This is a genomic window from Nocardioides sp. YJ-D4, from assembly GCF_054031495.1.
The window spans coordinates 684190-704319 of sequence record NZ_CM132932.1 but is presented as its reverse complement, the minus strand read 5'-3'; the positions used below and the strand labels follow the sequence as shown (position 1 = coordinate 704319).

The window sequence follows — 20130 nt, the reverse complement described above, 5'->3', positions numbered from 1 at the left end:
CGATGAGCGAGTCTCCTACGCAACCAGCCGCGGAGCGAGCTCTCGCCCTCGCGTTCGACGTCGGCGGCACCTCCGTGCGCGGAGCGGTGGTCGGCTCAGGCGACGTGTCGCTGGCGGAGTCGCGGGTGGCCACCCGCACCGGCCCGGCCGTGCTCGACGACATCGCGCAGCTGGGTGAGGAGCTGCTCGCCGGCCTGAGCCCCGCGGCCAGGACGCAGGTCGCCGGTGTCGGGGTCGCCTTTCCCGGCATCGTCGACACGGAGACCGGGACCTCCCTCAAGGCGGTCAACCTCGGTCTCGTCGACACGCCGGTGGCGGCGCCGCTGGCCGAGCGGCTCGGCCTTCCGGTCGCGGTCTCGCACGACACGGCTGCCGCCGCGGGTGCGATCTGGGCCGACGCCGGCTCGCCGGCCTCGGCGTTCGTCGCGGTGCTCGGGACGGGTGTTGCCGCGGTGACGTACGTCGAGGGCAGGCCGATCGTCGGTGCCTCCGGTCAGGCCGGTGAGCTCGGCCACCTGGTGGTGGACCCGGCAGGGCCGCCGTGCACCTGCGGGCTGCGCGGCTGCGTCGAGTCGCGCGCCGGCGCCCGCCGCATGCTGGAGAGATACGCCTCGCTGGGTGGCGACACCAGGATCACCGGCGTCGCCGAGCTGGTCGCGCGGACCGAGCACGATCGGCTCGCGGCCGAGGTCTGGTCCGAGGCGATCACCGCCCTTGCCGACGGCTTCCTCGCTGTCGGCGCGTTGCTCGCGCCGGGCGAGATCATCCTCGGCGGTGGCGTCGCCGAGGCCAGGGGCTACCTGCTCGAACCGCTGCAGGCCCGGATGCGCGAGCGCGCCGGTGTCACGGCGGTCCCGCCCGTACGCCTCTCCGCCCTCGGCGGCCGCGCCGGCCTGGTCGGCGCCGCGCGCCTGGCCCTGGCATCGACGGGGACGGACGCATGATCATCACCGTCACGCTCAACCCGGCGATCGACGTGACCTACCGGCTGCCCCGGCTGCGGGTGGGCGAGGTCCATCGGGTCGCCGAGGTCACCAGCCGGCTCGGTGGAAAAGGCGTGAACGTCGCCCGGGTGCTGCACCAGCTCGGCGAGCCGACCCATGCCGTCGGCCTCGCCGACCACGACTTCGGCGAAGCTCTCGCCCGGGAGCTGCCATCGACCTTCCTGCCCGAGCTGGAGGAGGTACGCCGCACGCTGGTCGTCGTCGCCGACTCGACGACCTCGCTGTGGGAGCCCGGCAGGCAGGCCGCCCCCGGAGCAGACCAGCGACTGCTCGACCTCCTCGCCGATCGGATCGCCGGGGCGACGGCGCTCGTCGTCTCCGGCAGCCTCGCGCCCGGCGTGCCCACCGACCTCCCGGCACGGATCGCGCGGCTCGCGGCCGCCGCTGGCGTACCGGTGCTTCTCGATCTCGACGACGCGGCGTTGGCCGCAGCGGTCGGCACCGGCGCCGTCCTGACTCCCAACGAGGACGAGGCCGCGCGCCTGCTGGGCCGGCCCCTCGACGACGCCGCCGGCGCAGTCACCGAGCTCGCGACCCGCCACGGTGGCCCGGTCGTGCTGACCCGCGGTCACCACGGGCTGGTCGCGTACGCCGACGGCAGCTGCTGGGAGGTGAGCCCGCCCGCCGGGGTCACCGGGAACCCGACCGGCGCCGGCGACGCGGCCGCCGCCGGTCTCGCCCGCGGAATGGCCCACGGCAGGCCGTGGCCGGAGATCCTGCGCGACGCCGCCGCGCTCGGCGCCGCCGCGGTGGTCACCCCGGTCGCCGGCGAGATCGACCGCGACGCGTACGCAACGTTCCTGGCCGACGTCAGGGTCAGCCGAATCGACCACGAGGAAGACTGACATGCCCCTGGTACCGATGTCGCTGCTGCTCGACCACGCCCGCGGCACCGGCCGCGGCCTGGGCGCGATGAACGTCATCCAGCTCGAGCTGGCCGAGGCGATCGTCGCCGGGGCCGAGCAGGCCGGCCGTCCGGTCGTGCTCCAGATCTCCGAGAACACCGTCGACTACCGCGGCCGGCTGGCGCCGTTGCTGCGGGCGACCATCGCGATCGCGGAGAGCGCCACGGTGCCGGTCTGCGTACATCTCGACCACGCGACCCGCGTCGAGCTCGTCGAGGAGGCCGTCGAGCTGGGGTGCCCCTCGGTGATGTTCGACGCCGCGAAGCTCGACTACGACTCCAACGTTGCCGCCACGGCCAAGGTCGCGGCCTGGTGCCACGAGCGTGGTGCCTCCGTCGAGTCCGAGCTCGGCGAGGTGGGCGGCAAGGACGGCGTGCACGCACCAGGCGTCCGCACCCAGCCGGCCGAGGCCGCGGCGTACGTCGAGGCCACCGGAGTCGACGCGCTCGCGGTCGCCGTCGGCTCCTCGCACGCGATGACGACCCGCACGGCCTCGCTCGACAACGAGCTCATCACCCGGCTCGCCGCCGCCGTCGACGTGCCGCTCGTGCTGCACGGCTCCTCGGGGGTGCCCGACGAGGGCATCGTCGCCGCCATCGCCGCCGGGATGACCAAGGTCAACATCGCCACCCACCTCAACGCGACCTTCACCCGCGCCGTCCGCGCGGCGATCGCCGACGAGGGCAAGGTCGACCCGCGCAAGTACCTCGGCTCCGGCCGCGATGCGGTGGCCGGCGAGGCCGCGCGACTGCTCGCTCTGATCGGCGGACCAAGGGTGGACCGGGCAGTGTGACCTGCGTTACAGTCGCCTCCAGCTTACGATTGATTCTGACTCTTTAGGGCGTGAGGCGATCATGTTCAATCACTCAATCAGACGGTTGTTGGTCCCAGGGGTGGCTCTGGCCGCCGCACTGGTCGCGCTCAGCCCGGTGAGCTCCGTGGCCGCCGAGGCGAGCGAGCTCGGCGACGTCACCGGCTTCGAGCGCGACGGCGACAGCTACACCTTCGAGTCCGGCGAGGCCGCGCTGCGCGTGACCTTCGAGGACGCCGACATGGTGCGCGTGCGCCTGGCCCCGGACGGCGAGTTCACCGACCCGGCCAACGACGACCCCACCGACCCCGGCGCCCCCGACGCCGACATCGTCGTCAAGCGCGACTACCCCGGCGGGCAGTCCTCGGTGAAGGAGACCGGTGCGGCGTACGTCATCAGCACCGACGAGGCCGTGCTCACCGTGACCAAGCAGCCGATCACCCTGCGACTGACCGACCCGGACGGGAAGGTGCTGATGGCCGAGGCCTCGCCGCTGACCTGGGACGACAAGAGCACGGCGCAGCACCTGCAGCGCGGCGCCGAGGAGCAGTTCTTCGGCGGCGGCATGCAGAACGGCCGGTTCAGCCACCGCGGCGAGACGATCAAGATCTCGCGCGACTTCAACTGGAACGACGGCGGCAACCCGAACGCGGTCCCGTTCTACGTCTCCTCCCGCGGCTACGGCGTGCTGCGCAACACCTTCGCGGCCGGCAGCTACGACTTCGGTGCGCCGACCACGACCACCCACGACGAGCAGCGCTTCGACGCCTACTACTTCGTCGGCGACGCCGAGCGCGTCATCGACTCCTACACCGAGCTGACCGGACGCCCGGTCGCGGTGCCGATGTACGCCCTGGAGGTCGGCGACGCCGACTGCTATCTCCACAACGCCAACCGCGGCGAGCGCGAGACCCTGCGGGACTCGAAGGCGATCGCCGACGGCTACGCCGAGCACAAGATGCCGCTGGGCTGGATGCTGGTCAACGACGGCTACGGCTGCGGCTACGATGACCTCGCCGAGACCGGTGACATGCTGAACGACCACGGCGCCGAGTTGGGGCTGTGGACCGAGGACGACCTGACCGAGCAGGAGACCGAGGTCAAGGCCGGCGTTCGCGTCCGCAAGACCGACGTCGCCTGGGTCGGCCCGGGCTACCGCTTCGCGCTGGACGCCTGCGAGCAGGCCCGCGACGGCATCGAGACCAACAGCGCCGACCGCTCGACCGTGCTCACGGTCGAGGGCTGGGCCGGCACCCAGCGCTGCGCCGCGGTGTGGAGCGGCGACCAGTCCGGAAGCTGGGACTACATCCGCTGGCAGATCCCGACGTACGCCGGCTCCACCATGTCCGGCCAGCACCTCGCCACCGGCGACGTCGACGGCATCTTCGGCGGCAGCGCCGAGACGTACGTCCGTGACATGCAGTGGAAGATGTTCCTGCCGATGACCTACCTGATGAGTGGGTGGGCGGCCTCCGACAAGCAGCCGTGGCGCTACGGCGAGCCGTACACCTCGATCAACCGGAAGTACCTGAGCCTGCACGAGCGGCTGCTGCCCTACTTCTACACGCACACGATGCGGGCCAACCGCAACGGCGTGGGAGCGGTCAAGCCGCTCTACCTCAACTACCCCGAGGACCCGAAGACCTGGGGCGACGCGGTCAAGTACGAGTTCCTCGCCGGTGACGACTTCCTGGTCGCCCCGGTCTACGAGGACGCCACGACCCGCGACGGGATCTACCTCCCCGAAGGCACCTGGGTCGACTACTGGAGCGGCCGGGTCCACCAGGGACCGACCACGATCGACGGCTACAAGGCTCCACTGGACACGCTCCCGCTCTTCGTACGCGCCGGTGCGGTCGTGCCGCAGTTCCCCGAGGGCACGCTCGACTGGCAGCAGGGCAAGAAGTCGGGCCGGCTCGATCTGGACATCTACCCGCAGGGGTCCTCGTCGTTCGTGAACTACGAGGACGACGGGCGCAGCCAGGCGCACGCCTCCGGCGAGTCCGCCACCCAGGAGTTCGAGGTCGACGCCCCGTCGCAGGGCCGCGGGCGCGTCGTGGTGCGGCTGGGCGAGGTGGACGGCTCGTACGGCGGCAAGCCCGCCTCCCGCGAGTACGGGCTCAGCGTGCACGCCGATGCCGAGCCGGGCGGCGTCGAGCTGGACGGCAAGGAGCTGCCGAAGCGGGCCTCGAAGGACGAGCTCGAGGGCGCGGCGACCGGCTGGTTCCATGACTCCGCGACGGGCATCACGCAGGTCAAGACCGGGAAGCTGTCCACCGCCACCGGGGCCGTGGTCGCGCTGAACGGGTCCTCGGCGGTCGGCGGCGGCCACCCGAGCGACCGCAACGTGACCCTCGACGCTGCCACGGCCGCGATCGCGGTCGCCGGTGAGGCCTCGGACGTCACCGCCACCTTCACCAACGACACCGGTTCCCGGGTCCAGCTCGAGTCGATCACGGCCGCTGCACCCGAGGGCTGGGACGTACGCCCGGGGGCTGCGGTGTCGGGGTCCCTCGCGCCGGGTGCCTCCCGCACCGCGACGTTCAGCGTCACGCCGCCGGCAGACGCCTCACCCGGCCGGGTGAAGATCGACGCGACCGCGACCTACGTGGCCCACGACCGGACGTACGCCGTGACGGACTCGGCCACGACCACGGTCGCCCACCCGGACCTGGCCTCGGCGTTCAACAACGTGGGTGTCACCAGGGCCGAGGATCCCGGACCGGGTGACATCGACGGCGGCGGCAGCAGCTTCCTCGCCGACAAGCTCGCCGAGAAGGGCGTCACCCCCGGCGCGACGGTGAGCGCGAACGGCTTCGACTTCACCTGGCCGGACTCGGAACCCGGCACCCAGGACAACGTGGCCTCCGGTGGCGAGACCATCCGGATCAGCGGCAAGGGCAACGCGCTGGCGTTCCTGGGGACCGGCACCAGCCTGTCGGCCTCCGCGAAGGCGACCGTGCACTACTCCGACGGCACCTCCTCCACGGGGACGCTCGGCTTTCCCAACTGGTGCTGCGCGGCGACCGACAGCTACGGCGCCAAGGTGGCCGTCACCACGCTAGGGAAGAACACCCCGAACGGCCCGGCCTATCCGACGGTCTCCTACCGCCTGTTCACCAAGACGCTGCGCACCGACCCGGCCAAGGAGATCGCCGCGGTCACCTTGCCCGCCAATGCCGCCGTGCACGTGTTCGCGATGACGATCGGCGACGAGGAGATCGTTCCGCCGGCCCTGGCGGACGGCCAGTACTCGCTCGGCAGCGTCGCCTCGGGGCTCGCGCTCGATGCCGCCGGTGCGACCAGCAACGGTCAGCTGACCACGTCGGCCGTCGGAGCGGCGGCGTCGCAGAAGTGGGTGGTCACCCGCAACGAGGACGACGGCAGCTACCAGCTGAAGAACGCCGGCACCGGTCTGTGCGCCGACGTCGCCTACAGCTCGAAGACGAGCGGCGACCCGGTCGTGGAGTACACCTGCACCGGCACGCCCAACCAGCGGTGGGTGATCGCGGCCGACGGCGCGTCGCTGAAGTTCTCGGCGAAGCACAGCGGTCTCAGCCTGGCCGCCGGCGCCAACGGACTGGTGATCCAGCAGACCGACACCGCGGCCGCATCGCAGCGGTGGCGGGCCACCCCGAACTAGACCCACCCGGTCGCACTGCTTACATGGCCTCATGAACCGCGCGCTGCGGTGACGGAGGACGGTGGTGAGCGGTGCGACCAGGGAGTCGTCGTGAGGTGGTGCTCTGCGCTGTCTTCGTCCTGATTGCCCTGGGCTGGATCGTCACCGGGCTCCGCGCCGACTCCGGAGAGCTGCACGAGGCTCCGGTGGTCCTGGTGGGTCCCGATGTCGTCACGGTTCCGCTGGTGAAGCAGGTGAACGCGGTCCCGGGGCACCCGTTCTCGGCCGGAGCGGTCGACAGCCGCGCCGAGGCGGCGAAGCTGCTGGAGCGCGGTGACGTCGTCGCCGAGCTCGCCATCGACCTGTCCGGCACCCAGGACGAGCTGCGTCTGGCCACGGCCCACCGGCCGGCGCTCGCTCGCGCGATCCAGGCCGAGGTCCAGCGGATCGAGAAGACCCGCGGACGTACGGTCGTGGTCGCGGAGCCGGCTGATCGGCTCGAGGGACGGCCGCTGTCCTGGGTCACCTTCGCGACCGCGCTGGCCGGCTTCCTGCTGGTCTGCGTCGTCTCGCTCGTATGGGGCCCGTTCGCGCGTACGCTGCCTCGGCTCCTGGCGCGGTTGACCGCCCTCGCGGCACTGGCGGTGGCAGCGGGTGTCGTCGGCTGGCTGCTCGCGGGGCCGGCGCCGGCGGGGGAGCAGCTGCTGGTGGGGTCGGTCCTCGCTGCCACGGTGCTCGCCGCGGGCGCGTTGACCTTCGCCTGCGAGATCATCGGCGGGCTGCCGGGACTGCTGTTCGCGGCGACGGTGATCGTCGCCGGGCCGGTGCCTCTGCTCCTCGCCGGGGACCGCCTGCTGCTCGCGGATGCGTGGGCGATCGGCTCCGGATGGACGATCGCGGGAGCGGGGGAGTCGCTGTTGTGGGCGGCGACCGGTGATGGGCGTGGCATCGCCCAGCCCGTGGTGACCATCGCGGGATCGGCGCTGCTCGGTCTGATCGTGCTGGTGGCGATGCGGTGGTTGGTCCGCGTCGACGTCCAACGCCCGGGTGCGCTCGCGTCGGTGCGGTCGTGGCGGCGAAACCTCGGCCTGGTCCTCGCCTCGGCCACCTGCCTGACGATCCTCGCGACCGCGCTGACCTCCGCGCTGCACAGCGAGGCGGTGCCGCGCCCGCTGGCCAGCCTCGCCTCGACGACCGAGTGTGTCCCGGCGGGACCCGTCGAGGACGTCGACGACCTCAACCGGATCACCAGGCTCCGCGCCGAGCCGGCGCTCCAGGGCGGCGACGTGGGGGTGAGCGCCCATCTGAGTGATGGCCGGAGCATCTGGATGTTCGGCGACACCCTGCGGGACGAGAAGTTCTCCGGCGCCGGTTTCGTACGCAACTCGATGCTGCTCGTCGAGCCCGACTGCCTGCAGGTCGTCCTCCCGGAGTCCGGCGGCGCGATCATCCCCGACCGGGACGACGGCGTGGGCTACTGGCCGATGTCGGTGACCACCCTCGACAAGCCGGGATACGCCCTCGTCGTGGTGGCGGCGCAGCGGGTGCGTACGACCGACTCCGAGGATGCGTTCGGCTTCGAGGCACTCGGACCGGCCATCGCCCAGTTCGTGGTCCCGGACGGGGGAGTCCCGCAGCTGATCGCCGTGACCGACATCGGTGCCGACGACGCCGACGCGCGCCGGCCGATGTGGGGCGCCGCGGCGGCCGTCTCGGGCGAGTGGCTCTATCTCTACGGCACCGCCCGCGAGCCCGACCCGCCGCTCGGCACCGGGTTCGCCCTGCACGTCGCCCGCGTCGCGCCCGACCACGTCGCCGACCCCGACCGCTGGACCTACTGGGACGGCACCGGCTGGACGAAGCGGGCAGGATCCTCGAGCGAGCTGATCCCCGCCGCCGACGGCGTCTCCCAGACGCTGAGCGTCTTCGAGCGCGACGGGCGCTGGTACGCCTTCAGCAAGAGCGATGAGTTCCTCGGGGACGACCTCGTCTTCTGGACCTCGTCGTCGCCGACAGGTCCGTTCCGAGCGCAACCGCCGGTCGGCACCCTTCCCTCCGGCGTGGCCCGCGGCGAGCTCCGCTACATGCCGCTCGCCCACCCGGACATCCTCGAGGAGCCCGGCTCGGTGGTCGTCTCCTACAGCCGCAACAGCACCGACTTCGGCGCGGTCCTGCGCAACCCGCTCCTGTATCGGCCGGCGTTCATCCGCGTCCACCTCCCGAAGCATTGACGAGCCTGCGTACGCTGACGCCATGAGCTCGGCAGTGGTGGTGGGCAGTGGTCCCAACGGGCTGGCCGGCGCGATCCGGCTCGCCCAGGCCGGGATGGACGTCACCGTCGTGGAGGCGTACGAACGGCCCGGCGGTGGCACCCGGACCAGCGAGCACACCGTCCCCGGTGTGCTCCACGACGACTGCGCCGCGTTCCACCCGACCGGGGTGGCCTCGCCTTTCTTCGCCTCGCTGGGGCTGGAGCGGCACGGCCTGCGCTGGCTGTGGCCGGAGATCGATCTCGCGCACCCGCTCGACGACGGCCGGGCGGGAGTCGCGGCCCGCGACCGGGAGCTGACCCGGCGCTCGCTCGGTGAGGACGCCGGCCGGTGGGACCGGCTCTTCGCCAACGCGACGGGCAACTTCGAGGCGCTGATCGCAGAGGTGTTCCAGCCGGTGGTGCACGTGCCGCGCCACCCGGTCGTCCTGGGCCGCTTCGGCATCGACGCCCTGCAGCCGGCGACCTGGGCGGTCCGCCGGTTCCAGGACGACCCGGCTCGCGCGCTGTTCATGGGTGTCGCCGCCCATGCGTTCGCGCGCCTCGACACCCCGCTCAGCAGCTCGGTCGGCCTGATGCTGACCGCGGCCACGCACGCCGTGGGCTGGCCGGTGGCGGAGGGTGGCACCGAGAGCATCACCCGCGCGTTGCTGGCCGAGCTCGCCGAGCTCGGCGGGAAGGTGGTCACCGGGGTCCGGGTCACTTCCCTCGACCAGCTGCGCGATCTCACCGGCGGCCGCCCCGACGTCGTCCTGCTCGACACCGCACCGGCCGGCGTGCTCGAGATCGTGGGCGACGCGTTGCCCGCCCGCGTACGTCGCGCGCTGGGCCGATACCGCTACGGTCCGGCGGCCTTCAAGGTCGACATCGCGATCGAGGGCGACATCCCGTGGACGAACGAGGAGTGCCGTCGCGCCGGCACGCTGCACCTGGGAGGCACGGCCGCCGAGATCGCCGCCATCGAGAAGGAGACGACCCGCGGCGTGATGGCCGAGCGGCCCTTCGTACTGCTCGGACAGCAGTACCTCGCCGACCCGACCCGGTCCCGCGGCTCGGTCAACCCGATCTACGCCTACGCCCACGTCCCGCACGCCTACGACGGCGACGCCACCGAGGCGATCCTCGGCCAGATCGAGCGCTTCGCGCCCGGCTTCCGGGAGCGCATCGTGGCGGTCTCCACACGCACGCCCGCCGAGTTCGAGACGTACAACCCCAACTGGGTGGGTGGCGACATCAGCGCCGGCGCGAACACCGCTCTCCAGATCGCCTTCCGGCCGCGCCCTGCGCTCGATCCGTACGCCCTCGGCGTCCCGGGCGTCTACCTGTGCTCCTCGGCGACACCGCCGGGCGGCGGGGTCCACGGCATGGGCGGCTTCCATGCGGCCGAGGCCGCGCTGAAGCGGCTGGGCTGAAGCGGCTGGGCTGACCAGGCCAGTCAGCGGGCGAGGGTATGGAGGAGGCCGGTGACGGCAGCCGCGGCGGCACCGGGGTCCTGGGCACGGATCGCGTCGAAGACGGCGAGGTGCTCGTCGGCGATCTCGGCCGTCTCGTCGTCGAGGTGGATGGTCGCGCGCAGGGTGTCCTCGAACCCGGCGTAGAGCTCGATGAGGAGCGGGTTGTGGGTCGCGGTGACCACGCCGAGGTGGAACTCCGCGTCGGCCTCGGCGAAGGCGTCGGCGTCCCCGGTCGCGACGGCAGTGGCGCGCCGTTCCATGATGGCGGTCAGGGATCGCAGGTCGTCCTCGGTACGACGATCGGCGGCCAACGCCGCGGCGCGGGTCTCGATCGCGTGGCGGACCTCGAGGACGTGCGCCAGGTCCACCCGGCCGACCTGACGCCGCATCATCGCGGCCACCTCGTTGGAGGCGGCGACATACGTCCCGTCGCCGCGTCGCACCTCCAGCACGCCGGTGTGGGCCAGGGCGCGTACGGCCTCGCGCACCGTGTTGCGGCTGACGCCGAGAGCCGCGGCGAGCTCGGGCTCGGGCGGGATGCGGGCGCCGACGGCCCACTCGCCGTCGGCGAGGAGGGCGCGCATGCCGTCGATCGCCTGGTCGACCAGGGAGCGAGGCGTGGTGGTGGAGAGCGGCACGTGCCGTCCTTTCATCCAATCATCCGATGTCTGGCATCCTAGAGGGCGTGAACTCCCGCATCCAGTCCCGCCCCGATTCTCCGCCGTCGAACAGAGCCGTTCGGTCGACGGTGTGGCTGCTGGTCGCGGTCCTGCTGGTCGCCGCCAACCTGCGTGGGGGCATCACGTCGCTCGGTGCCCTCCTCGACAGTCTCGATGGGCTCTCGGCCGGCACTCGGGCCTTCCTGACCTCGCTGCCGGTGCTCTGCTTCGCGGTCGTCGGTGCCACGGGGATGACGCTCGCGCGCCGGCTCGGCATACATCGTGGCATCGGCGTCGCGCTCGGCCTGCTGGTCGCCGGGCTGCTGGTCCGGGTGATCGGCGACCCCTGGCTGCTGCTCGCCGGCACGTTCGTCGCGTGCGCCGGCATCGCGCTCGCCAACGTACTTCTTCCCGCCGTGGTCAAGGAGGGCTTCCCGAACCGGGTCGGCGCGGTCACCGGTGCCTACAGCGCGGTGATGTCGCTGGGCGCGGCGATCGCAGCCGGGGTCACGGTGCCGATCGCCCACGCCGCCGGAAGCTGGCGGGCCGGCCTCGGCGTCTGGGCGCTGCTCGCCGCGCTGGCTCTGCTGGCGTGGCTGCCCCACCTGCGCGACCGCGGTCACCGCCGCGGCGGCGGACCCCGGGTCGCGCTGTGGCGCGAGCCCACCGCCTGGGCAGTGACGGTCGTCTTCGGCACCCAGTCGCTGTTCGCGTACGTGGTGATGAGCTGGCTGCCGAGCATCTACGCCGACGCCGGCTTCAGTCACGCGACGGCTGGGCTGCTGCTCGCGGTGAGCATCCTGGTCGGCGTACCCGTGTTCTTCCTGGCCCCCTCGCTCGCGATCCGCGCGTCGTCGCAGGGCCACCTGATCGCCGTCCTGACCGCGTTCCTGGCGATCGGGTTCGCCGGCCTCTGGCTCGCTCCCGTCGCCGGCGCCTGGCTCTGGGCCGTGCTCGTCGGCATCGGCGGCGCGGTCTTCCCTGTGGCCCTGACCCTGTTCAGCATCCGCACCGCGACGACCGCCGGCACCACCGCGCTGTCCTCGATGGCGCAGAGCATCGGCTACCTCCTCGCTGCCGCCGGCCCGTTCCTCGTCGGCCTGCTGCGCGAGTCCACCGGTTCGTGGTCGGTCCCGATCGCGCTCCTGCTGGGGCTCGCGCTCGTCCAGATCTTCGCCGGGTACGTCGCCGGGCGACCGGTCGTCATCGGAGACCCTGCCGAGGACTGAGCGGTCGGCTCGCTGATCTTGGAATAGCCGACACGTCGGTCGTCCACCCGCCCTTACGTCGCCTGAACCGCAATACTGCTGGCATGGCGGAGATCTCGGAGCGGACGGATCGGGTTGGACTCTCGGTGGTGGCGGTGGCGATCGTCGCGGGGGCGGAGGCCCTGCGGTTGGTGCTGCTGAGCCGGCTCCAGTGGGAGCTCGGCCATCCCGAGATCTACGCGTTCCGGGGTGTGCTGTTCACGCTGGTCTACCTGACGTACGCAGCGGTACTGGTCTGGCGTGGACGAACGTTCGTCCGTCGGGTCGCTGCGCCGCTCCTCCTGCTCGTGCCGTGGATCTTCGACACTTTCTGGCTGATCGCGAGCTTCCTCATGGCGCGCGGCGCGATCGACCTGCCAGTCGGTGAGTGGTGGCTGTGGATGATCCGGCTCCAGATGGTGATCACCGTGCTGTGCCTGACGGCCGCGTGGGGGATCGCGCGGCGTCGGGGCCTCCTGTGGCTGGTCGGACTGGTGGTGCCCGGAGTGCTGATGATCGGGTGGATCGGGTGGGCGGACAGGGCCTGGGAGACCCTGGGCGGCCCGCTGGTCGTGTCCGACCTCTTCATGATGGTGTCGACCGTCGCCATCCCGCTCGTCGGCTGCCTGGCCTGCTGGGGTGTCGAGGCGCTGTCGCGTACGTCGCGTCCGGCCCAGGTCGCGGCTGCCTGACCACTACCTCGCAGCCGGCGGATTCTTTGCCTTCTTGGGCAATTCGGGGTCGATCGGAGCGACTCGGACGCCGAGGGCGGAGTGGGCGTAGCTGGCCAGCTGCTGCTCGGCGCGCTCGAGGGTCAGCGACGAGTTGTGGGCGAGCAGGTGGAGGCCGAAGGCGTCCTCGAGGGCCACGAAGTTGCGGGCGATGGCCTCGGCCGAGTCGGTCAGCGTGAAGACGCCGGTGGCACGCCCGACCTCGAGCACGGCGGTGTAGAGCGAGACCTCGCGGTCGAAGAGCAGCGTCATCAGGGTCGCGTGCATCGGGCTGCGGCTCGCGTTGACCGAGATCTCGTCGAGGACCTGGCTCAGGAGAAGGTCCTCACCTCGGGGAAGACCGGAATACATCAGGCGGCCGAGCTTCTCGGCGGGGGAGAGGTCGCCCTCGATCGCCCGCTGCCGGGACCAGTAGTAGCGGTCGGTCGCGGCCTGGTGGGCGGCCTCGATGAGGCCGTCCAGCTCGGGGTAGTAGTAGGCGATCAGGCGCGGTGAGATCCCGGCCTCGGCGGCGATGTTCTTCATCGTGGCGCCGGCCAAGCCGTGGGCCGCGATCACGGTGAGTGTTGCCGCGGTCAGATGTTCGCGCCGAGCGGCCTGGTCCTTGCGTCGAGCCATGCTCAACCGTAACGCGTATGTGAAATCTGCGGGCGAATGATTGACACCTGGTGTGGCGAGGCTCATATTTGCGGTGAAGCGCAAAGAAAGGACTTGCTTGTGCACACCCACCAGGACTGGCGAGAGATCGCCGCCGAGGTCCGGCCCCGGACCCGAGCGTTCATCGGCGGCCGTTCCGTCGACACCGCGGAGGGCTCCTTCGAGAATCGCAACCCCGCCACCGGAACGCTGCTGGCCGAGGTCGCCGACGCCGGCGCCGCCGGTGTCGACGCGGCCGTGCGCGCGGCGCGGGCGGCGTACGACGACGGGGGCTGGTCGCGGGCGGGTGTCGCCTTCCGCCGGGAGCGGATGCTCCGCTTCGCCGACCTCCTCGCCGCCCATGCCGCGGAGCTCGCGGTCCTGGACTCGCTCGACATGGGCAAGCGGGTGGTGGATGCGTACGACCTCGATCTGCCGTTCTCGGTGAACCTGTTCCGCTACTACGCCGAGGCCATCGACAAGATCAACGACGAGGTGGCGCCCACCCCGCCGGGCACCACGGCGCTGATCCGCCGCGTGCCGCTCGGCGTCGTCGGCGCGGTCGTGCCGTGGAACTACCCGGTCGACATGCTCGCCTGGAAGGTCGCCCCGGCGATGGCGGCCGGCAACAGCGTCGTGCTCAAGCCTGCCGAGCAGTCGCCGTCCTCGGCGCTGCGAATCGCCGAGCTCGCCGCCGAGGCCGGGATCCCCGACGGTGTCCTCAACGTCGTCCCCGGACTGGGGGAGACCACCGGCAAGGCGCTCGGCCTCCACCGCGAGGTCGACGTGCTCGCCTTCACCGGCTCGACCGAGGTCGGCGCGTACTTCCTGCAGTACGCCGGCCAGTCCAACCTCAAGCAGGTCTGGCTCGAGTGCGGCGGCAAGAGCCCGCACGTCGTCTTCGCCGACGCCGAGGACCTCGCCACCACGGCCAAGCAGACCGCCTTCGGCATCTGGTTCAACCAGGGAGCGGTCTGCTCGGCGCACTCCCGCGTCCTGGTCCAGCGCGAGGTCCACGAGGAGTTCGTCGATCTCGTCGCGAAGGAGGCCGCGGCGTACGCCCCCGGCGACCCCCTCGACCCGGCCGCCGGGATGGGCGCGATCGTCTCGCCCGAGCAGACCGACCGGATCATGCAGTTCGTCGACGACGCCACGACCTCGACGGCGCGCCTGGTCACCGGCGGCGAACGGGTCACCCGCGACGGCAGCGACTGCTACGTCCAACCCACCGTCTTCGACGACGTCGACCCGGCCGACGCCCTCGCCCGCGAGGAGGTCTTCGGGCCGGTCCTGGCGGTCACCGCCTTCGACACCGAGGACGAGGCGGTCGCGCTCGCCAACGACACCCCGTACGGCCTGGCCGCCTCGGTCGCGACCGGCAACCTGAGCCGCGCGCACCGGCTCGCCGAGCGGATCCACGCCGGCACCGTGACCGTGAACGGCGTCGACGCCTTCAGTGCCTGGACCCCGTTCGGCGGGTTCAAGGGCTCCGGCTTCGGGCGCGACCTCTCGCTGCACGCCCTCGACAAGTACGTCGGTCTCAAGACCGTCTGGATCAACCACTGACCGCCAGCCCGACCAGCCAGGGACACACCATGACGCAGACCAACCAGCCGACCGCCCTCGCGGCCGAGCAACAGTCACATCTCCGCAAGACGCTACGACGCTTCGACATCGTCTTCCTGCTCATCGCGGCCGTCGTCGGCCTCGAGACCCTCGGGCAGGTCTCGCTCTACGGCGCCGAGGCGTTCACGTGGGCCCTCGTGCTCGCGGTCTTCTTCCTCGTGCCGTACGGCCTGATCTTCGCCGAGACCGGCGCCGCGTTCAGCGAGGAGGGTGGGGCCTACACCTGGGTCCGAGACGCCTTCGGGCGCCCCGCCGCTGCAGTGGCCGCGATCCTGACCTGGATCACCCAGCCGGTGTGGGTCGGTGGCTCGATGGCCTTCCTCGCCGCCGAGACCGTGAGCGTCTACATCACCCCGCTCGAGCACGGCTCGGTCGGCGACTACCTGTTCAAGATCGTCTTCATCTGGATCACCGTGGTCGCCGCGATCGCCAGCCTCGCCAAGGGCAAGTGGCTGCCGACCAGCGGTGCGATCCTCAAGGTCGGCCTGCTCGCATTCTTCGTGCTGACCACGGTCATCTACGCCGCCAAGAACGGCGTCGTCGACCTCAGCGGCGGCGACTTCAGCCCGACCCTGCTCGGCCTGTTCGGCTCCGTCCCGATCCTGCTCTTCGCCTACCTCGGCTTCGAGTCCTCCAACAGCGCCGCCGGCGAGATGGAGAACCCGGCCCGCGACGTACCGGTCTCGATCTTCCGCTCCTGCGCCACCGCCGCGGTCTGCTACCTGGTGCCGATCTTCGCGATCCTGCTCGTCGTCCCCAGCGACGACATCACCGGCATCGGCGGCCTCCTCGACGCCGTCGGCACCGTCTACTCCGTCTACGGCCCCGCGGCCGAGCCGCTGCTCACGCTCACCGCCGTCGTCTTCGTCTACATCCTGATGAGCCAGGGCGCGGCGTGGATGATCATCTCCGACCGCATGCAGGCGATGACCGCCGCCGACGGCTCCTTCTTCGGCGGGTTCTTCGGCCGCTTCCACGAGGGCCTCGGTACACCGGTACGGGTCAACATGCTCTCCGGCGTCGTGGCCACGGTGTTCCTGCTCGTCGCGATGCAGGTCACCGGCTCGGGCGCCTCGATCTTCGGTGTCGTCCTCACGATCTCGATCTCCACGTTCCTGCTCAGCTATCTGCTGGTCATCCCGGCCGCGATCCGGCTGCGCACCCGCTACCCCGACCGCCCGCGTCCCTTCCGGGTGCCCGTCTCCGACCGCGGCTTCGCGGTGCTCGGCTGGGTGGCCTTCGCCTGGGTCCTGCTCGGCTCGTGGGTCGCGGTGTTCCCCGGCACGCTCGAGCGGCTGTTCGGCGAGGCGTACCCGTTCAAGGAGATCTGGGGCGTGAGCCAGCTGACCTTCGAGGTCTTCACGCTCGGCACCCTCGGCTGCCTGCTTCTGCTGTGCGGAATCGGGTACGTCCGAGGTGCCCGCGTCCGCGCCGAGGTCGGCGCCCCCGTCTCGTCCGTTCCCAGCGAGGAGCCCACCCGATGACTCCATACGACATCCTGTTCGAGCCCGTGCAGATCGGGCCGTTCACCACGAAGAACCGCTTCTACCAGGTGCCCCACTGCAACGGCATGGGCTACCGCGACCCCAGCGCTCAGGCGGCGATGCGCAAGATCAAGGCCGAGGGCGGCTGGTCGGTGGTGTGCACCGAGCAGGTGGAGATCCACGCGACCTCCGACATCGCGCCGTTCATCGAGCTGCGGATCTGGGACGACCAGGACCTGCCCGCGCTCCAGCGGATCGCCGACGCGATCCACGAGGGTGGCGGCCTGGCCGGCATCGAGCTCGCCCACAACGGCATGAACGCGCCGAACCAGCTCAGCCGCGAGACCCCGCTCGGGCCCGCGCACCTCCCGGTCGCCCCCGACACCATCGCGCCGGTCCAGGCCCGGGCGATGTCGCTGCAGGACATCGAGGACCTGCGGCGCTGGCACCGCAATGCCGTACGCCGCTCCCTCGAGGCCGGCTACGACGTCGTCTACGTCTACGGGGCCCACGGCTACGGCGCCCCGCACCACTTCCTCTCCCGGCGCTACAACAACCGCACCGACGCGTACGGCGGCTCGCTCGAGAACCGGATGCGGCTGCTGCGCGAGCTCCTCGAGGACACCATCGACGAGGTCGCCGGCCGGGCCGCGGTGGCCTGCCGGATCACGGTCGAGGAGGAGATCGACGGCGGCATCACCCGCGAGGACATCGAGGGCGTGCTGCGCGAGCTCGGCGAGCTGCCGGACCTGTGGGACTTCGCGATGGGCAGCTGGGAGGGCGACTCGGTCACCTCGCGGTTCGCACCCGAGGGTCGCCAGGAGGAGTTCGTCGCCGGGCTGAAGAAGCTCACCTCCAAGCCCGTCGTCGGCGTCGGCCGGTTCACCTCGCCGGACGCGATGGTGCGTCAGGTCAAGGCCGGCATCCTCGACCTGATCGGCGCCGCGCGTCCGTCGATCGCGGACCCGTTCCTGCCGAACAAGATCCGTGACGGCCGGCTCAACCTGATCCGCGAGTGCATCGGCTGCAACATCTGCGTCTCCGGAGACCTCACCATGTCGCCGATCCGCTGCACCCAGAACCCGAGCATGGGGGAGGAGTGGCGCCGCGGCTGGCACCCGGAGCGGATCCGGGCCAAGGAGAGCGACTCCCGCATCCTCGTCGTCGGCGCCGGTCCCTCCGGCCTGGAGGCGGCCCGGGCGCTCGGCGTACGCGGCTACGACGTCGTGCTGGCCGAGGCCGGCCGTGACCTCGGCGGCCGGGTCACTGCCGAGTCGAAGCTGCCCGGGCTCTCGGCGTGGGGCCGGGTCAAGGAGTACCGCGAGGCCGTCCTCGCCGAGCTCCCCAACGTGGAGATCTACCGCGAGAGCCCGATGGCCGCCGAGGACATCGTCGAGTTCGGCTTCGAGCACGTCATCACCGCGACCGGTGCCACCTGGCGTACCGATGGCGTCGCCCGCTTCCACACCACCGCGATGCCGATCGCCGAGGGCGCCCAGGTGCTGGGGCCCGACGACCTCTTCGCCGGCCGGCTGCCCGACGGCAAGAAGGTGGTCGTCTACGACGACGACCACTACTACCTCGGTGGTGTCGTCGCCGAGCTGCTCGCGCAGAAGGGCTACGAGGTCTCGATCGTCACCACCGGGGCGCAGGTGTCGTCGTGGACCAACAACACCTTCGAGATCAACCGGATCCAGCGACGGCTCATCGAGAACGGCATCACCCGGGTGACCGACCACGCGGTGATGTCGGTCGGGACCGGCGGTGTCCGGGTTCAGGACGCCTACGCCGGCATCGAGCGTGACCTCGACTGCGACGCCGTCGTCATGGTGACCGCCCGCCTTCCGCGCGAGGAGCTCTACCTCGACCTGCTCGCCCGTCGCGACGCCGGCGAGATCGCCTCCGTACGCGGCATCGGCGACTCCTGGGGCCCCGGCACCATCGCGGCCGCCGTCTGGTCCGGCCGCCGCGCGGCCGAGGAGTTCGACGCCGTCCTGCCCTCCAACGACGAGGTGCCGTTCCGGCGCGAGGTGACCCAGCTGGCTTGAGGCGCAACCCGCCAGCTGCGCAGAGAACCGCGCCCCGGCCTCCTCGCGAGGCCGGGGCGCGGTGCTTGTCGTCCGCCGACCCGATGCCGAGTCGGCTCATCGTGACCGGATCCGGTGTTGAGTCGGCTCGTTCTGACCGGATCGGACGTCGAGTCGGCGCGTCATGACGAGCCGACTCGGCTGGGGTTGGGTTGGGGAAGAAAGACGATGGCCCGGATCCCTTTTCGGGATCCGGGCCATCGATGTGACGCGGCTGTGCGCCGTTGATCAGCCGCGCGCCTGTCGGTCGTACGCCGCGTAGCTACGCTGCGTCGCGATGTGGCCGGCGACGTGCTTGGCGTCGTGCCAGACACCCCAGATGAAGCTCGAGCCACGGCGGGAGAGCCAGGGGAGTCCGACGAAGTAGACGCCGGGCTCGGTGGAGACGCCGCGGCGGTGGGCCGGGCGGCCGTTCTCGTCGAGCGCGTCGACCTGGAGCCAGCTGTAGTCGGTCGCGAAGCCGGTCGCCCAGATCACCGTGGTGATGCCGGCCTCGGCCAGATCGAGGGACAGCAGGGGCGTGGTCGCGGCGGAAGGGCTGGGGCCGAGGTCGCGGGCCGAGGGCTCCTCGGACAGGTCGATGCCGTTGCGGGTGACGTACTCGTCGGCGGCGTCGAGGAGGGCGAGGTAGTTGGCGTCGCCCTGGGCGATGTTCTCGGCCAGGTCCTCACGGAAGGTGAGCGTGCCGGCGTCGAAACGGTCGGTCATGCCGACGAGCTGGATCCCGCTCGCCTCGAGGGCGCGGAAGTCGACGGTGTGGCCGCCACGGGCGCCGCTGACGGCGATGGTGACGTGCTCCGCGCCGGCGACCGGGGTCTCCAGATCCCACAGACCCAGGACGCCGAGCCACCAGCAGAAGTCGCGGCCGCGGTAGCTGCGCGGGGGACGGTCGTGGGGTCCGACCGAGAGGTGGACCTGGCGGCCGGAGCGCTGCAGCTCGTCGGCGATCTGAACGCCGGAGGAGCCGGCGCCGACGACGAGGACGTTGCCCTCGGGAAGCTGGTCGGGGTTGCGGTAGTCGCTCGAGTGCATCTGCACGGCGACCGCGCCGTCCGGGACGATCGGCGGGTAGACCGGCCGCTGGAACGGGCCGGTCGCCGCGACCACGAACCGGGCGTCGATGACGCCGTCGGAGGTCTCGACCCGGAAGCCCGGACGGCCCTGGTTGCGGGTCACCGAGGTGACCTCGACGCCGGTCCTGATCGGAGCGGCGATCTTCTCGGCGTACGCCTCGAAGTAGGCCGCGACCTGGTCCTTCGTGGCGAACGCGTCCGCGTCGACGTCCTGGAACTCCAGGCCCGGGAACCGGTCGTGCCAGGCCGGGCCGTTGGCGACGAGCGAGTCCCAGCGCATCGTGCGCCAGCGCTCCGCGATCCGGTCACGCTCCAGCACGAGATGGGGGACGCCGTTGTCGCTCAGGTGCTCGCTCATCGCCACGCCGGCCTGACCGGCGCCGACGACGAGGACCTCGATGTCTTCGTTTGCCATACCAAGATCCTGAGCCGCCGCCCTTGGTCATGTCCAACAGATGTTGTTGGCCTTACCCATCGGATCGACTGATGCAATCCTGATGCAATCGCAGCCGACGTCACTGC

At 71.4% G+C, this 20130-nt stretch carries 14 protein-coding genes; 11 read left to right on the top strand and 3 right to left on the bottom strand.

Features of this window, described 5'->3' with window-relative positions:
- The first annotated feature begins 2 nt into the window (after positions 1–2).
- From ACW14X_RS03390 to ACW14X_RS03365, 6 genes are all read left to right on the top strand, one after another.
- A complete protein-coding gene (locus tag ACW14X_RS03390; protein ID WP_457164718.1) occupies positions 3–944 on the top strand; it encodes an ROK family protein in 942 nt (313 codons plus the stop codon).
- Positions 941–1849 carry a 1-phosphofructokinase family hexose kinase gene (locus tag ACW14X_RS03385; RefSeq protein WP_457164717.1) on the top strand — a complete coding sequence of 303 codons (909 nt, stop codon included), beginning with the start codon at positions 941–943 and terminating at the stop codon, positions 1847–1849. Before ACW14X_RS03390 ends, ACW14X_RS03385 begins: the two co-directional genes overlap by 4 nt.
- Before the next feature lies 1 nt (position 1850).
- Positions 1851–2702, top strand: a complete 852-nt coding sequence (locus ACW14X_RS03380) for a class II fructose-bisphosphate aldolase (RefSeq protein WP_457164716.1) — start codon at positions 1851–1853, stop codon at positions 2700–2702.
- A gap of 100 nt (positions 2703–2802) precedes the next feature.
- Entirely contained in the window at positions 2803–6363 is a 3561-nt protein-coding gene (locus ACW14X_RS03375) for a TIM-barrel domain-containing protein (RefSeq protein ID WP_457164715.1), read from the top strand.
- A gap of 95 nt (positions 6364–6458) precedes the next feature.
- Positions 6459–8573, top strand: a complete 2115-nt coding sequence (locus tag ACW14X_RS03370; protein ID WP_457164714.1) for a hypothetical protein — start codon at positions 6459–6461, stop codon at positions 8571–8573.
- A 22-nt stretch (positions 8574–8595) separates the two neighbouring features.
- Entirely contained in the window at positions 8596–10023 is a 1428-nt protein-coding gene (locus ACW14X_RS03365; RefSeq protein WP_457164713.1) for a phytoene desaturase family protein, read from the top strand.
- A 23-nt stretch (positions 10024–10046) separates the two neighbouring features.
- On the opposite strand, the gene ACW14X_RS03360 is transcribed toward ACW14X_RS03365, so the two are convergent.
- The gene (locus ACW14X_RS03360; protein WP_457164712.1) at positions 10047–10703 is read right to left on the bottom strand and encodes a FadR/GntR family transcriptional regulator; all 657 of its coding nucleotides are present in this window, start codon (positions 10701–10703) and stop codon (positions 10047–10049) included.
- Positions 10704–10750: 47 nt separating this feature from the next.
- Here ACW14X_RS03360 and ACW14X_RS03355 point away from each other — a divergent pair, with 47 nt between their 5' ends.
- Both ACW14X_RS03355 and ACW14X_RS03350 read left to right on the top strand, forming a co-directional pair.
- A complete protein-coding gene (locus ACW14X_RS03355; RefSeq protein WP_457164711.1) occupies positions 10751–11953 on the top strand; it encodes an MFS transporter in 1203 nt (400 codons plus the stop codon).
- A gap of 83 nt (positions 11954–12036) precedes the next feature.
- On the top strand, positions 12037–12663 hold the full coding sequence (locus ACW14X_RS03350) for a hypothetical protein (protein ID WP_457164710.1): 627 nt from the start codon (positions 12037–12039) through the stop codon (positions 12661–12663).
- Positions 12664–12666: 3 nt separating this feature from the next.
- On the opposite strand, the gene ACW14X_RS03345 is transcribed toward ACW14X_RS03350, so the two are convergent.
- A complete protein-coding gene (locus tag ACW14X_RS03345) occupies positions 12667–13320 on the bottom strand; it encodes a TetR/AcrR family transcriptional regulator (RefSeq protein WP_160024111.1) in 654 nt (217 codons plus the stop codon).
- 99 nt (positions 13321–13419) lie between these two features.
- Here ACW14X_RS03345 and ACW14X_RS03340 point away from each other — a divergent pair, with 99 nt between their 5' ends.
- From ACW14X_RS03340 to ACW14X_RS03330, 3 genes are read left to right on the top strand one after another with little or no spacing between them, the layout of a single operon-like run.
- Complete coding sequence (locus tag ACW14X_RS03340) at positions 13420–14904, top strand: aldehyde dehydrogenase family protein (protein WP_457164709.1); 1485 nt, start codon at positions 13420–13422, stop codon at positions 14902–14904.
- A 29-nt stretch (positions 14905–14933) separates the two neighbouring features.
- Positions 14934–16448, top strand: coding sequence for an APC family permease (locus ACW14X_RS03335; protein ID WP_457164708.1), 1515 nt, complete (start codon positions 14934–14936; stop codon positions 16446–16448).
- A complete protein-coding gene (locus ACW14X_RS03330) occupies positions 16445–18496 on the top strand; it encodes an oxidoreductase (RefSeq protein WP_457164707.1) in 2052 nt (683 codons plus the stop codon). Before ACW14X_RS03335 ends, ACW14X_RS03330 begins: the two co-directional genes overlap by 4 nt.
- Positions 18497–18763: 267 nt before the next feature.
- On the opposite strand, the gene ACW14X_RS03325 is transcribed toward ACW14X_RS03330, so the two are convergent.
- Positions 18764–20023: a flavin-containing monooxygenase gene (locus ACW14X_RS03325; RefSeq protein ID WP_457164706.1), complete on the bottom strand. Its 1260-nt coding sequence runs from the start codon at positions 20021–20023 to the stop codon at positions 18764–18766.
- Positions 20024–20130: the final 107 nt, after the last annotated feature.